Annotated in this window: 6 protein-coding genes; 4 read left to right on the top strand and 2 right to left on the bottom strand. The window is 75.4% G+C overall.

What is annotated here, in order from left to right; genetic code table 11:
• Positions 1–152: 152 nt before the first annotated feature.
• Together F6X68_RS00855 and F6X68_RS33915 are read right to left on the bottom strand one after the other, a co-directional pair.
• The gene (locus F6X68_RS00855) at positions 153–554 is read right to left on the bottom strand and encodes a hypothetical protein (RefSeq protein ID WP_151452416.1); all 402 of its coding nucleotides are present in this window, start codon (positions 552–554) and stop codon (positions 153–155) included.
• Positions 547–1305: a hypothetical protein gene (locus tag F6X68_RS33915; protein WP_225851877.1), complete on the bottom strand. Its 759-nt coding sequence runs from the start codon at positions 1303–1305 to the stop codon at positions 547–549. The genes F6X68_RS00855 and F6X68_RS33915 overlap by 8 nt, the downstream gene beginning before the upstream one ends.
• A 184-nt stretch (positions 1306–1489) precedes the next feature.
• Here F6X68_RS33915 and F6X68_RS00845 point away from each other — a divergent pair, with 184 nt between their 5' ends.
• The 4 genes from F6X68_RS00845 to F6X68_RS00830 all read left to right on the top strand — a co-directional run bounded on the left by F6X68_RS00845 (position 1490) and on the right by F6X68_RS00830 (position 15225).
• Positions 1490–1924 carry a hypothetical protein gene (locus F6X68_RS00845; RefSeq protein WP_151452415.1) on the top strand — a complete coding sequence of 145 codons (435 nt, stop codon included), beginning with the start codon at positions 1490–1492 and terminating at the stop codon, positions 1922–1924.
• Positions 1921–3363, top strand: coding sequence for a PrsW family intramembrane metalloprotease (locus F6X68_RS00840; protein WP_151452414.1), 1443 nt, complete (start codon positions 1921–1923; stop codon positions 3361–3363). Before F6X68_RS00845 ends, F6X68_RS00840 begins: the two co-directional genes overlap by 4 nt.
• A 57-nt stretch (positions 3364–3420) precedes the next feature.
• Complete coding sequence (locus tag F6X68_RS33345) at positions 3421–4200, top strand: hypothetical protein (RefSeq protein WP_192581215.1); 780 nt, start codon at positions 3421–3423, stop codon at positions 4198–4200.
• Positions 4201–5094: 894 nt separating this feature from the next.
• Entirely contained in the window at positions 5095–15225 is a 10131-nt protein-coding gene (locus tag F6X68_RS00830) for a type I polyketide synthase (protein ID WP_151452413.1), read from the top strand.
• The last annotated feature ends 14 nt before the right edge of the window (positions 15226–15239 follow it).

Here is a 15239-nt window from a genome sequence, read left to right as displayed (position 1 = left end):
GAACGGGTTGGCGCGACCGTCGTCGGCGGTCGCGCCGCCCGTGGTCGGGCGGGGTGCCGCACCCGCCCGGCCACGGCCCGCAAGGACGGTGCGCCGGAGCGTTCAGCAGGCCGCCGGCGCGGACGCTTCGGACCTCGACCAGGGCGTTGTGGTCAGAACACGAGTTCCTCGGCCACCAGTGACCTCTCGCGGAGCAGCTCCTCGTCCCGGTGCGGCACGGTGTAGCGGCGTTCGCGGATCAGCGCCAGGAACTCGTCGGGGAGGGCCACCCGGTGCCGGTGGACGTGGTACGCCAGGTCGTCGCGCCACAGCCAGTCACCGTCGGTGCGGATCGTCGACCCGTTCATGATCTGTCGCGTCGAGTCGAACGGGTCGTCGGCCAGGTCCATCATGTCGATGAGGACGTATCCGCCCCTGAGGTAGCGGACGACCTCGTCGACATCCGGCAGCTCCTCGGCGGAGACGTTGTCGAAGATGCTCTCCTGGACCAGGTCCAGGCCGACGGGTCCCAGCTCGCGGAACATCCCGGCGAACCGCAACGCCGGCTCACCCATCTGTCCTCCCACCGGGATAGAAGGTCACCCACTGGCCGCCGTTCCTGATCCGAGGAACCTGCCCCGCTGGACCATACCGGTTCACACCGACCGCGTCGGTGGGTGCCATGACCGTCACCCCCAGCGCGTCCGCGACCTGCTGGGCCGGCGGCGCGACCCCCGCGTCGGGCGCCACGGTGCCCGAGTGGCAGGACACCAGGCGCACCGGGCCGCCGCCGTAGTGCGGATTGCCGCGGATCGCCTCGGCGATCTGCGCCGGGTGGGTGTAGTTCGAGGGATGGCCGGCACCGTCCGCCCCGACGACGCCCGGGCGGAAGAGCCCGTTGCGCTCACCATGCACCACGACGTCGTGGTAGCCGGGCTCGGGCGCGACGGCATCGAAGTTCCGCAGGGTCGACTCGTCGTAGCCGATCGCCGTGGCGCCGGGGCGGTGGTAGACCGGGTCGCCGCCGGCGAGGTGCGAGTCCGGCGGCCGGGTCGGCGACTGCGGGTGCGTGCGTGCATCGGCCCAGTCCGACCTGCGGCCCATCGGATCCGTCGTCGCCGGTATCCCCATGAGGGCGTTGAGCACCTGTGGGAAGAACACGGCGAACGCCGTGTAGCCGGCGAGGGCGGCAGCACCGAGCACCGCAGCCGCGGCGATGCCGACGGCGGGGACCGCTCCGTAGCAGCCGGCGAGGCCGTCGGCCATCCCGCCACAGTCGATGGGTACGCCCTCGGCCAGCACCTCGACCGACACCGCCGCAGACATGGCCTCCCCATCCGAGCGTCGGAATCGAGCCACGTGAAGGCGTGAGCGCGTGCACCTGGGGGACCGTCGCTTCGGGTTAGGCTAGGTTAACCCACCACCGTGGACGGAGGAAGCCGTGTCAGACGGGGCCGCGCCCACGGGAGACGGGGCCGCGCCCACGGAAGACGACCTTCCGGTACGCGTGATGACGGTCCTCGGCCTGATCGCGGTGATCGTCCTCCTCGCCTCGGCCGGCGTCCTGGCCGTGTCCTGGCCGAGCACCCCACAGCGTTCTCCCGCCTTGGCGATCCGGCTGCACGCGTACGACCTGGCGACCGCGCGCATCGTCGATCGACCGCAGAAGAGGTTCCGAGAGGGGCAGATTCCGGCCGCCACGATCGACGAGGGTGTGGCCGGGGCAGCAGCCACGCGACCCGCGCGGGCGAGCTGGTACGACGTCTTCGGCCACCGGACCAACAGCGTGGACCTGCCGGATCTCGACGACCTGCGGGCCAGGCCGGTGCCGTTGAGCGCCACCTCCGCCGTACCCGCGGGGACCTACCAGTTCGTGTTGGCCACCGTCCGGGGGAACCGGGCGGAGGAGGTGCTCGTCTGGGTGCACGTGGAGATCGAGCGGTGACGGAGACGACCACGCAGCCGAGCGGCGCCCCGCCGCCCCGGTCGGTGGACCGGCCGGTGGCACCGGACCCGGTGGTGGCGGACCCGACGGCGCCGGCTGCGTACCGGCTCGACCGGCTCGGCGCCGCGCTCACCACCGGCGAGGCGTTGCTGGTGATGATCGCCGTGGCGTCGCTGGTCGCCGTCATCCGGGACGACGGCACCGGGGTACGCGTCCTTGGCATGGTCAGCCTCGGGGCCGCCGGCGTCTCGCTCTTCGTCGCCTGCATCGCCGCCGTCGTCGTCGCCATGACCTCCGCCACGGGTGCCTCGCCGCGTGGCCGCTTCAAGACCTGGGCCTTCGGCGGTGCGCTGGCGTTCGCCGCGCCGGCCCTCCTGATCGTGCTTCTCACCCTCCTACAGGTGGGAATCGCCTGGCGGGGCGCGCTGCTGAGCATCCCGACGACCCTCTTCGCGCTGTGGACGTTCCGCCGGATGCAGCGCAACCGCAAGCCACCGTGGCGACTGGTCGTGGCCGCCTTCGCCTGGGGTCTGTTCGTCGCCGCCTACTTCGCCCAGATGGTCGAGGGCATCCTGCACGTCGTCATCACGGCAGAGCTCATGCCGGGCACCGCGGCGATCGTCAGTCACGCGGCCGCCGCCGCGGTCCCCGAGGAACTGGGCAAGGGCGCCGGGGTCCTCGTGGTCGTACTGCTCGCCTGGCGGCGCGTCGACGGCATGCTCGGTGGCATCGTCATCGGCGCCTGCGTCGGAATCGGCTTCCAGTTCGCCGAGTCGATGTCCTACATGACCGGGGACTTCGGCGCCGTGCTCTACCAGCACTGGTACCGGCAGGTCACCGGGCTTCTGGTCAGCCATGCCACCTACACGGGGATCATCGGCGCCGGCATCGGACTCGCCATGCAGTTCCGCGACTGGCGACGGCGGGCGGTCTGCGTTGGCAGCGGCTTCGCCGTCGCCATCGCGGCCCACCTGATCTGGGACATCTTTGCAATGGGCCGCCTGTACTGGGAGTCCGACAATTCCACGCTCCAGTTGTTCGTTGTGCAGCCGCTGAACCTCATCGTGCTCAAGGGGCCGGCGTTCGCCATCCTGCTGTTTCTCATCGTCATCGCTCTGCGCCAGGAAACCAGGTCACTGCATCGGCAGCTCCGGGGTGAGGCGTGCGACCCGCGCGGCGCGATCACCCGGGCCGAGGTGCCCGTACTGGTGAATCCGTCGCTGCGTCTCCGGATGCGGCTACAGGCACTCCTGCGTGGTGACCGTCCGGCCTACACGCGGATGAAGCGTCTGCACTCCGCGCAACTGGACCTGGCATTCGCCAGATGGCGCCGCCACCGGGGCGACCCGCCGCCGGGGACCGAAGACACGCTGCGGCAGCGGATTCGCGATCTGAGGACGGAAGCCCCTCCGGTTCCGCCGGCCGCCGGCCAGCGGTAACTCAGGCCCGGGCAGGGGATTTGGCCGTCCCTAGTGGAGCTGTGCCACACTGCCCGGGTGACGCTGCCTCCGACGTCCGACGTGCCTGACGACCAGGGTGCTACCCCACCGGGACCCGGCAACGCGGCGCCACCGCCACCGCCACCGCCACCGGCATCGCCACCACCGCCACCGCCACCGCTGCCACCGGCGCCGCCGCCGAAGAACAACGGACCTCTCATCATCGGTGTCATCGCCGGGGTGCTGGCGCTGTGCCTGCTCGGGACCTGCGTGGTCGCGGCCGGTGCGCTGGTCGTCGCCAACAGGGGCGACGACGGCCGGCCGGTGGCCGTCGCGGACGGAACCCCTCCCGTGCCGTCGCCGACGACACCCCCACCACCGTCCACGCGGGAGACGTACGCTCCGCCGGAGCCGCCGCCCACGACCGAAGCGGCCCCACCACCACCGCCGCCCGCGAAGATCGGGCAGTGCATCGTCGTCAGCGAGGACGGCGACTTCCTGGGTGTCGGCAACTGCAACGGCACGCGGGGCACCTATCGGGTGGTGTCGGTGGACTACGACCAGGGCGCGTGCGCTGATCCCAAGTCCGCGTACATCGGGGAAGACGGCTACCGCCTGTGTCTCGAGCGCCATCTGGTGCGCAACTACTGCTACAAATTCCCGAAGGGCAATGGCTGGATCGTCGGCGCGTCGAAGTGCAAGGCAAAGGGCACGGTGCACATCGTCGACATCGTCCCAGGGGCGGCCAACGACAGAAACTGCACACGGGACTACCGGTGGAACCGCTGGTACCGGTTCACGCATCCGACTGTCGTCTATTGCGTGATGCAGTACTAGTGGGTTTCCGTGACAATCCCGCTGCTGCGGCTCGGGCCATCGGTCTGGTGACGACGACAGTGCCGGTGGCTTCGCAGCACGTGTGACGGCCCATTCCGCGGCGCGTCGCAGGCGGTAGTCGACGGCGGTTCACGCGGGGCGGCCGCCCACCGCTGGATTTCTCGGCCTTCCGGTGGGTGTCCTGGCCGCCCTGCCCGGGATGCTTGCGGCCCTGCTCGCAGGCGAGGCGTGTCCCGGCGGTCGACCGTCCCGGGGCCGCGGGCCAGCCCGTGCCCCGGTGGCCACGCCACACCGGCGCCGAACCAGCGGTACGAGGTCCGCCACGGCGCGTACACCTCGGGCTCATCCCGCCCCGGGCCCGGTCCGGACCGTCGGATGGCCGGCATCGAGGTGGTCGGCGAGCCGGACGACGGCGGGGACGGCCCACCGGACCCCGTCGACGATCTGCCGTTTCGTCCGATATGGCGGATGCCCTCGGCCCGGCACCCGCAGGCCGGACGAGCCGCGGCCTCGCCCACCGGGCGTCGTGCACGCCAGGCCGCCTCGCAGCCGCTACCCTGGCGCCAGGTCTCCGGTCGGTCGTCGATTCCCTCGGCCGCTAACCGATCTGCCGGAGCGCCGCTCTTATCGATCACCGCCACGCTGGGCCCACCTCCCCGCCCGGCAGTCCCTAACGAAACACGGGCTAGGGGCACCCGTAGGGGCACGCTAGGGGTTGTGACCGCAGTCCGGCGACAATTACCTTTCGTCCGGCGCGTAAGACCTGGTGGGGGCTGAAACGCTTTTTGTCTGGCAATTCGTGGTCGGCTGAATGGGCTTAGATCTTCGCGGCTTGTGGCGTCTGTGGACGGTATTGGGCCGCCTGTTTCTTTCCGGCCCGAAGAGGTGGCGTCAATGGCGACTGAAGATACGCTCCGGGAGTACCTGAAATGGGTGACGGCGGACCTTCACCAGACCAGGAGGAAGCTCGGCGAGCTTGAGGCGGCCAACCGGGAGCCGATCGCCATCGTCGGCATGGCCTGCCGGTTCCCGGGCGGGGTGAGCTCGCCCGAGGAGCTGTGGGAGCTCGTCGACTCCCGCCGCGACGCCTTCTCCGCGTTCCCCGCCGACCGCGGCTGGGACCTGGCGCGGCTGTTCCACCCGGACCCCGACCACCCCGGCACGTCGTACGTCGCCGAGGGCGGCTTCATCGACTCCGCCACCGAGTTCGACGCCGCGTTCTTCGGCATCTCGCCGCGCGAGGCGCTCGCCATGGACCCGCAGCAGCGGCTGCTGCTGGAGGCCGCCTGGGAGGCGTTCGAGCACGCCGGGCTCGACCCCTCGGCGCTGCGCGGCCACCAGGTGGGAGTGTTCGCCAGCACCACCGGCCAGGACTACGTGGGCCTGCTCCAGCAGCCGCCGCCCGGCACCGAGGGCTACATCCTCACCGGCACCGCGGCCAGCGTCGTGTCCGGCCGGATCTCGTACGCGCTCGGCATCGAGGGCCCCGCCGTCACCGTCGACACCGCCTGTTCGTCGTCGCTGGTCGCCCTGCACCTGGCCTGCCAGGCGCTGCGGCAGGGGGAGTGCACCCTGGCCCTCGCCGGCGGTGCCACCGTCATGTCCACCCCGTCCGCCTTCATCGGCTTCAGCCGCCAGCGGGGCCTGGCCATGGACGGCCGGGTCAAGTCGTTCGCCGCCGCCGCCGACGGCACCGCCTGGGGCGAGGGGGTCGGCCTGCTGCTCGTCGAGCGGCTCTCCGACGCGCGGCGCAACGGCCACCCCGTCCTCGCGGTGGTGCGCGGCAGCGCGGTCAACCAGGACGGCGCGAGCAACGGGCTGACCGCCCCCAACGGCCCGTCCCAGCAGCGGGTCGTGCTCCAGGCGCTGGCCAGCGCCCGGCTCGCGCCCGAGCAGGTCGACGTCGTGGAGGCGCACGGCACCGGCACCACCCTCGGCGACCCCATCGAGGCGCAGGCGCTGCTGTCGACGTACGGGCAGGGCCGGCAGCCGGACCGGCCGCTCTGGCTCGGCTCGGTCAAGTCGAACATCGGGCACACCCAGGCCGCCGCCGGCGTGGCCGGGGTGATCAAGATGGTGATGGCGCTGCGGCACGAGACCGTGCCGGCGACGCTGCACGTCGACGAGCCCACCCCCAACGTGGACTGGACGGCCGGCGCGGTGTCGCTGGCGACCGAGCCGCAGCCGTGGCCCGCCGGGGAGCAGCCCCGCCGCGCGGGCATCTCCTCCTTCGGCATGAGCGGCACCAACGCCCACGTGATCATCGAGGAGGCGCCCGCCGCCGACCCGGCCCCCGTGGACGCCCCGGACGGCGCCGCCGCGACCGACCCGGTCGCCGTGCCGGCCGCCGCCGACACCGCCCCGGTCGACGGGGCCGGCCTCGTGCCGGTGCTGGTCTCCGCCCGCGACGCCGGGTCCCTGGCCGCGCAGGCGACCCGCTGGGCCGACTGGCTCGACGACCGCCCCGAGCTGCGGCTGACCGACGTCGGCTGGTCGTCGGCGCGTACCCGGGCCAGCCTCGAGCACCGGGCCGTGCTGCTCGCCGCCGACCGCGCCGGCCTGGCCGACGGCCTGCGCGCGCTCGCCACCGGCGGCGACGCCCCGGGCCTGGTCACCGGCGCCGGCCCGCGCGGCGGCAAGCTCGCGTTCCTCTTCTCCGGCCAGGGCGCGCAGCGCAGCGGCATGGGCCGCGAGCTGGCCGCCGCGTTCCCCGTCTTCGGCCGGGCGCTCGCCGAGGTCTGCGCCGAGCTGGACCGGCACCTGCCCCGCCCGCTCACCCCGGTGCTCTTCGCGCCCGAGGGCGACGAGGCCGCCGGGCTGCTCAACCAGACCCTCTACACCCAGGCCGGCCTGTTCGCCGTCGAGGTCGCGCTGTTCCGGCTCCTGGAGAGCTGGGGGATCGTCCCGGACGTCCTGCTCGGCCACTCGATCGGCGAGCTCTCCGCCGCGCACGCGGCCGGCGTGCTGTCGCTGCCCGACGCCGCCACCCTCGTCGCCGCCCGGGGCCGGCTGATGCAGGCCCTGCCGGCCGGCGGCGCGATGCTGGCCGTCCAGCTCCCCGCCGACGCCGTCCGGGCCGCCCTGGCCGGCGTCGAGGACCGGGTCGCCGTGGCCGCCGTCAACGGGCCCACCGCCGTGGTCGTCTCCGGCGCGGCCGACGCCGTCGAGGAACTCGAACGCCGCTGGGCCGACCAGGGCGTACGCACCAGGCCGCTGCGGGTCAGCCACGCCTTCCACAGCCCGCTGATGGAACCCATGCTCGCCGAGTTCGCCGCCGTGGTGCGCGGGCTGGAACTGCACCCGCCGACGCTGCCGATCGTGTCGAACCTGACCGGCACGGTCGCCGACCCCGACGAGATCCGCACCGCCGAATACTGGGTGCGGCACGTGCGGGAGGCCGTCCGGTTCGCCGACGGCGTCGACCAGCTGCGCGCCCTGGGTGTGCGTACGTTCCTGGAGGTCGGCCCCAGCGGCGTGCTCACCGCGCTGGCCCGCGACGTCCTGACCGCCGCCGGCGCCGACGACGACACCGCCGCCGTGGCGCTGCTGCGCCGCGACCGCCCCGAGCCCGCCTCCGCCCTCACCGCCCTCGCCGAGCTGCACGTCGGTGGGGTCGAGGTCGGCTGGGCGGAGCTGTTCGCCGGCGCCGACACCGCGCGGGTGCCCCTGCCCGCGTACGCCTTCCGCCGGCAGCGCTTCTGGCCCGAGCCGCCGCCCGCCGCCCCCGACACCGTGTCGGCGGACGGCGACGACGAGTTCTGGACCGCCCTGGAGCAGGCGGACGTCGACACGCTGCGCGGCGAGCTGGGCGACGACGACGAGCAGGTCCAGGCGCTGCTGCCGGCCCTGCCCGTACTCACCTCCTGGCGCCGCTCCCGGCGGGAACGCTCCCTCGTGGACGGCTGGTCGTACCAGGTGACCTGGCAGCCCGTGCCGGTCGAGGACGGCGACGGCCCGGCGGGCCGCTGGCTGGTCGTGCTGCCGGCCGACGACGCGCCGGCGTGGGCCGACGGCCTGGCCGGGCTCTTCGGCGACGACGAGCCGCTGGTGCTGCGCGTCGGCGCGGCGGACCTCGACCGCGCGGCGCTCACCGCCCGGCTGCGGGACCTCCTCGACGGCCGGCCGGTCGACGGCGTGCTCGCCGTGGTCGCCGGCCAGGACCGGCTGCTGGCCGAGCACCCCGGCGTGACCCTGGCCGCGGCCAGCACCCTCGCCCTGGTCCAGGCGATGACCGACCTGGACCTGGTGGCGCCGCTGTGGTGCGTCACCAGCGGCGCGGTCGCGGCGGCCCCGGGCGACCGGGTCGCGCACCCGTTGCAGACCGAGGTCTGGGGCCTCGGCCGCGCGGCGGCCGTCGAGCAGCCGCACCGCTGGGGCGGCCTGGTCGACCTGCCGGCCACCGTCGACGACGCCACCACCCGGCGGCTCGCCGCCGTGCTGGCCGGTCACGTCGGCGAGGACCAGGTGGCCGTCCGGCCCGGCGGGACCTGGGCCCGCCGGCTCACCCCGGCCCCGCCCGCGGCGGACGAGCCCTCCGCCGGCGACTGGTGCTCCGGCACCGTCCTGGTCACCGGCGGCACCGGCGCCCTCGGCGGCCACGTCACCCGCTGGCTGCTCGGCCGCGGCGCCGGGCGGGTGGTCCTGGCCAGCCGCCGGGGCACCGCCGCCCCGGGCGTGGCGGACCTGGTCGACCGGTACGGCGCCGACGGGCGGGTCACCGTCGCCACCTGCGACGTGACCGACCGGCGCTCCGTGGCGGACCTGGTGGACGCGCTGCCCGACCTGACCGCGGTCGTGCACGCCGCCGGCACCGACCAGCTCACCCCGCTGACCGACACCACCCTCGACGAGTTCTCCCACGTCGTCGCGGGCAAGGTGCTCGGCGCCCTGCACCTCGACGCCTGCCTCGCCGAGCGCGACCTCGGCGCGTTCGTCATGTTCTCCTCCATCTCCGGCGTGTGGGGCAGCGCCGGGCAGTGCGCCTACGGCGCCGGCAACTCCCTGCTGGACGCCCTGGCCGTCAACCGGCGCGACCGGGGCCTGCCGGCCACCGCCGTCTCCTGGACGGCCTGGGGCGGCGAACACGGCATGGCCGCCGAGAACGTGGCCACCGAGCAGCTCAACCGGATGGGCCTGCCGCCGATCGACCCGGAGAAGGCGCTCGTCGCCCTCGACCGGGCGCTGCGCCGCCCGACGCCCTGCGTGACCGTCGCCGACGTCGACTGGAGCCGGTTCCACCCCGCGTTCACCGTGGCCCGGCCCAGCCCGTTCCTGGGCGGCGTGCCGCAGGTGCGGGCGCTCGTCGCGCAGGAGGAGGAGGCCGCCGCGCCCACGGGCGGGGTCGCCGCGCCGCTGCGCCACCTCGCGGCGCTGCCGGCGGCGGAGCAGGAGCGGGAGCTGCTGCGGCTGGTCAACGAGCAGACCGCGGCGGTGCTGGGGCACGCCACGCCCGACGAGCTGCGCGGACGCCCGTTCAAGGACCTCGGCTTCGACTCGCTGACCGCCGTGGACTTCCGGGGACGGCTGAACGCGGCCACCGGCCTGCGGCTGCCCACCACGCTGGTCTTCGACTACCCGACCCCCGCCGAGCTGGCCGCACACCTGCGCGAACTGGTCTCGGGCGCCACCCCGGCCGACGCCCCGCAGACCGTCGTCGTCGACGCCGACGAGCCCGTCGCGATCGTCGGGATGGCCTGCCGCTACCCCGGCGGCATCGACGGGCCGGAGGCGTTCTGGCGGCTGGTCGCCGACGGGGTGGACGCCATCTCGCCGTTCCCCACCGACCGGGGCTGGGAGATCCCCGAGCCGGCGGAGGGGACGCACCCCCCGGCGGGCGGCTTCCTCTACGACGTGGCGGACTTCGACCCCGCCTTCTTCGAGATCTCGCCCCGCGAGGCCCTCGCCATGGACCCGCAGCAGCGGCTCGCCCTGGAGACGTCCTGGGAGGCGCTGGAGCGGGCCGGGGTGGACCCGGCGACGCTGCGGGGCACCCGTACGGGCGTCTTCGTGGGCGCCTCCACCTCCGGCTACGGCACCGGGCTGACCGAGGTCCCCGAGGGCGTCGAGGGCTACCTGATGACCGGCGCCGCGCACAGCGTGATCTCCGGCCGGGTCGCGTACGCCCTCGGGCTGGAGGGACCCGCCGTCACCGTCGACACCGCCTGCTCCTCGTCGCTGGTGGCGCTGCACCTCGCCGGGGCGGCGCTGCGGCGCGGCGAGTGCGACCTGGCGCTGGCCGGCGGCGTGGCCGTGATGGCCACCCCCACGGCGTTCCAGGAGTTCTCCCGCCAGGGCGGCCTCGCCTCTGACGGGCGGTGCAAGTCCTTCGCCGCCACGGCGGACGGCACCGGCTGGTCCGAGGGCGTCGGCATGCTGCTCGTGCAGCGGCTCTCCGACGCCCGCCGGCAGGGCCGGCGCGTCCTCGCCGTCGTACGCGGCTCCGCCGTGAACTCCGACGGCGCGTCGAACGGCCTGACCGCCCCCAACGGTCCCTCCCAGCAGCGGGTGATCCGGCAGGCGCTCGCCAGCGCCCGGCTGGCGGTCACCGACGTGGACGTCGTCGAGGCCCACGGCACCGGCACCGTCCTCGGCGACCCGATCGAGGCGCAGGCGCTGCTCGCGACGTACGGGCAGGACCGCGGCGACGCGGGCCCGCTGCTGCTGGGCTCGGTGAAATCGAACATGGGCCACGCGCAGGCCGCCGCCGGCGTGGCCGGCGTGATCAAGATGATCCTGGCGATGCGGGAGGGCACCGTCCCGGCGACGCTGCACGTGGACGAGCCGTCGCCGCACATCGACTGGTCCTCCGGCGACGTGGAGCTGGTGACCCGGTCCCGGCCGTGGCCGGCGGTCGACCGGCCCCGCCGCGCGGCGGTCTCCTCGTTCGGCATCTCCGGCACCAACGCCCACGTGGTCGTCGAGCTGCCCACCGACGCGCCCGCCGACGCCGGGGCGGCCGACGCCCCGACGCCGCCGGCCGTCGGCGCGGAGGTGCGGGAACGCGCCGCCGGGCTGGTCGCCGCCGACGTGGTGGTGTGGCCGGTCTCGGCCCGCTCGACCTCCGCGCTGGCCGCGCAGGCGTCCCGGCTGGCCCGGCACCTGCGGGCCCACCCCGGCCTCGCCCCGGCGGCGGTCGGCTGGTCCCTCGCCGCGACCCGCTCGGCGTTCGACAGGCGTGCCGCGGTGCTCGGCGCGACCCCCGGCGAGCTGCTGGCCGGCCTGGACGCGCTCGCCGCCGGCACCCCGGCCGGCAACGTGCTGACCGGCACCGTCGCCAACCACGGCGCCGGCCCGGTGTTCGTCTTCCCGGGCGCCGCCCCGGCGGGCGCGGCGGCCGGACTCGTGGGCCGCTGCCCGGTCTTCGACGACGCCCTCGCCGAGTGCCGGCAGGCCCTCGCCCCGTGGGTCGACGTCGACCCGGCCGCCCTGCTGACCGGCGCGGACGCCTCCTGGGGCGAGCGGCCGGAGCTGGCCCGGCCCGTGCTGTTCGCCGTCGGGGTGGCGCTCGCCGCCGTCTGGCGGCACGCCGGCCTCACCCCGGCCGCGGTCGTCGGCGACGGCGACGGCGAGGTCGTGGCCGCCCACGTGGCGGGCCTGCTGTCCCTGCCCGACGCCGCCCGGACGGTGGCGCTGCGGGCCCGGGCCGCCGCCGGCGAGCTGGACCCCGACGGCCTCCGCGTCGCCCTGGCGGGGCTCGCCCCGCAGCCCGGGACCGCCCGGCTGGCCTCCACGCTCACCGGGGACTGGGCCGACGCGGCCACCCTCGGCGTCGACCACTGGGCCGACCTCCGCGCCGACGCCCCGGCCGATTCCGGGGCCGCGCACCCGGCCGGTCCGGGCACCGACGAGGCGGCCCGGCCGGAGCAGCTCGACGCCGCCCTGCGCGCCGCCGTCGACGCCGGACACGTGACCTTCGTGGAGATCTCGCCGGAGCCGGCGCTGACCGACCGGGTCGCCGCCGTCCTCGACGCGACCGGTGTCACCGGCCACGTCCTGGACACCCTCGCCGGGGCCGACGACGCCGCCACCCGGCTGCTGACCGGCCTCGCCACCGCGTACACCCTGGGTCTGGCGGTGGACCACCGCCGGCTGCTGCCCGAGGCCGAGCCGGTCGACCTGCCCACGTACGCCTTCGACCGGAACCGCTACTGGCTGGAGCGCACCGGCGCGCACCGCTCGGTCCTGCCCGCCGTGGGCCTCGACGTGGTCGACCACCCGCTGCTCAGCGCGGTGGCCGACCTGCCCGGCGACGAGGGGCTGCTGTTCACCGGCCGAATCACCCTCGCCACCCACCCCTGGCTGGCCGACCACGCCGTGCTGGGCACGGTGCTGCTGCCCGGGACGGCGCTGGTGGAGCTGGCGTCCTGGACCGGCCGGCAGGCCGGCGCGGCGACCGTCGCCGAGCTGAACCTGGAGGCGCCGCTGGCGATCCCCACCGAGGGAGGGATCGACCTGCGGGTCCGCGTCGGCCCGCCGGACGAGACCGGGCACCGGCCCGTCGCCATCCACACCCGGCGCGACGACGACACCGGACCCGACGGTTCCCGCGCCTGGCAGCGGCACGCCTCCGGCCAGCTCGCCGACACCGTCGACCCGGAGCCCGCGCCGGCCGCCGTGTGGCCGCCCGCCGACGCCGAGCCGATCGCCCTCGACGGGCTCTACGCCCGGCTCGCCGCCCAGGGCTACCACTACGGCCCGGCCTTCCGGGCGCTGCGCGCCGCCTGGCGGTCGGGCCCGGACATCCTCGCCGAGGTCGCCCTGGACGCCGACGCGTCCACCGACACCACGGCCTTCTCGGTGCACCCGGCCCTGATGGACGCGGCGCTGCACGCCATCGGCGCCAGCGCCACGGCGGGTGCCACCGACGCCACGGCCGGCGACCCCGCCGGCGGCGCGTCGGGCGCCGAGGGCGGCCCCGACATCCGCCCGGGCCTGCCGTTCACCTGGTCGGGCGTGACCATCCGGCCCACCCGCGCCCGCGAGCTGCGGATCCGGCTGCGCGCCACCGACGCCTCATCCGTGGCCCTGACCATCACCGACACCGGCGCCACCCCGGTCGCCTCCGTCGACGGTCTGGTCCTGCGGCCCATCTCCGGCGAGCAGCTCAGCGCCGCCCGCCGGTCGGCCAGCCGGTCCCTGCACCGCCTCGACTGGGTCGCCCCCGCCACCGGCCGCGCCGACGGCACGTCCCGGCTCGTCGCCCTCGGCGACGACTGGCCCGGCGCCGACCGGCACCCGGACCTCTCCGCCCTGGTCGCCGAGGTGCGCGCGGGCGCTCCGGTGCCCGACGCGGTGGTGGTGACCTGCGCCGGACCCGCCGCCGACGAGCCGCACCCGGCCCGCCAGGCGCACCGCGTCGCCCACCGCATGCTCGCGCTGGCCCAGCAGTGGCTCGCCGAGGAGTCCCTGACCGCCGCCCGGCTGGTGGTGGTCACCCGCGGCGCGGTCCGGGTCGACCCGGACGAGCGGATCGCCGACGTGCCGGCCGCCACCGCCTGGGGCCTGCTGCGTTCCGCCCAGTCGGAGAACCCCGACCGGATCGTGCTCCTCGACGTCGACGACGACGCCTCGGCCGCCGCGCTGCTGCCGGCGGCCCTGGCCACCGGCGAACCCCAGCTCGCGGTACGCGCCGGCCAGCTCCGGGTGCCCCGGCTGACCCGGCTCGGCCCGCCCCCGGCCGAGGCGTCCGGCCCCGACCTGGCCGCCGGCACCGTCCTGGTGACCGGGGCGACCGGCCTGCTCGGGCGGCTCGTGGCGCGACGGCTCGTGACCCGGCACGACGTACGGCACCTGCTGCTGGTCAGCCGCAGCGGGGCGGACGCCCCGGGCGTCGCCGCGCTGGTCGACGAGCTGGCCGGACTGGGCGCCACCGCCCGGGTGGTCGGCTGCGACGTCACCGACCGCGACGCGCTCGCCCTGCTGGTCGACCAGATCCCCGCCGACCTGCCGCTGACCGGCGTGGTGCACGCGGCCGGGGTGCTCGACGACGGCGTCCTGCCCGCGCTCACCCCGGACCGCTTCGACACCGTGCTGCGCCCCAAGGTCGACGCGGCCTGGCACCTGCACGAGCTGACCGAGAAGCTGGACCTGGCCGCGTTCGTGCTCTTCTCCTCGGCGGCCGGCCTCTTCGGCGGCCCCGGGCAGGCCAACCACGCGGCGGCGAACTGCTTCCTCGACGCCCTCGCCCAGCACCGGCGCGACCGGGGACTCCCGGCGCTCTCGCTGGCCTGGGGGCCGTGGGTCAACGACACCGGCGACGGCCAGACCGGGCACGTCGACGAGGCCCGGATGAACCGGGGCGGCTTCGTCCCGCTCGGCGCCGACGAGGGCATGGACCTGTTCAGCGAGGCGCTGCGCTTCGCCGAGCCGGTGGTCGTACCGGTCAACCTGGACCTCGCCCTGATCGGCCGGCACGGGCCGGCGGCGGTGCCGCCGGTGCTGCGGTCGCTGGTCCGGCCGGCGACGACCGGCGCGGTGCGGGCCGCCGAACGCGATCCGGCCGAGGCGCTGCGGGAGACCCTCGCCGCCACGGCGGAGGCCGACCGCGACCAGGTGCTCTCCGACCTGGTCCGCACCCACGCCGCCGCGGTCCTCGGCTACGCGTCGATCCGCTCGATCGACGTCGAGCGCGGCTTCGTCGAGCTGGGCTTCGACTCGCTGACCGCCGTCGAGTTCCGCAACCGGCTCAACGCGGCCACCGGCCTGCGGCTGCCGTCCACGCTGATCTACGACCGGCCGACCACGGCCGCGCTGGTCGAGTACCTGCGGGGCGCGCTGCTGGCGGAGCGGAGCACCTCCGCGCTGACGGTGCTCGGCGAGCTGAACAAGCTGGAGCACGCCATGCGGGCGGTGGCCTCGGCCGACACCGACCGGGCCGCCGTCGGCGCCCGGCTGCGTGAACTGCTCTCCCTGTGGACCTACACCGAGTCCGGTGCGGACTCCGCCGCCGACGAGGGCGCCAGCCTCGAGTCGGCCTCCGCCGAGGAGATCTTCAGCCTGCTGGACGAAGAGTTCGGCTCGGCCTGATCCGGCATGTCGCA

The organism is Micromonospora sp. AMSO12t (genome assembly GCF_008806585.1).
In the GTDB taxonomy this organism is placed as follows: Bacteria; Actinomycetota; Actinomycetes; order Mycobacteriales; family Micromonosporaceae; genus Micromonospora; species Micromonospora reichwaldensis.
The sequence above is the reverse complement of the archived record's forward strand: the minus strand, read 5'-3'. Positions and strand labels throughout refer to the sequence as shown.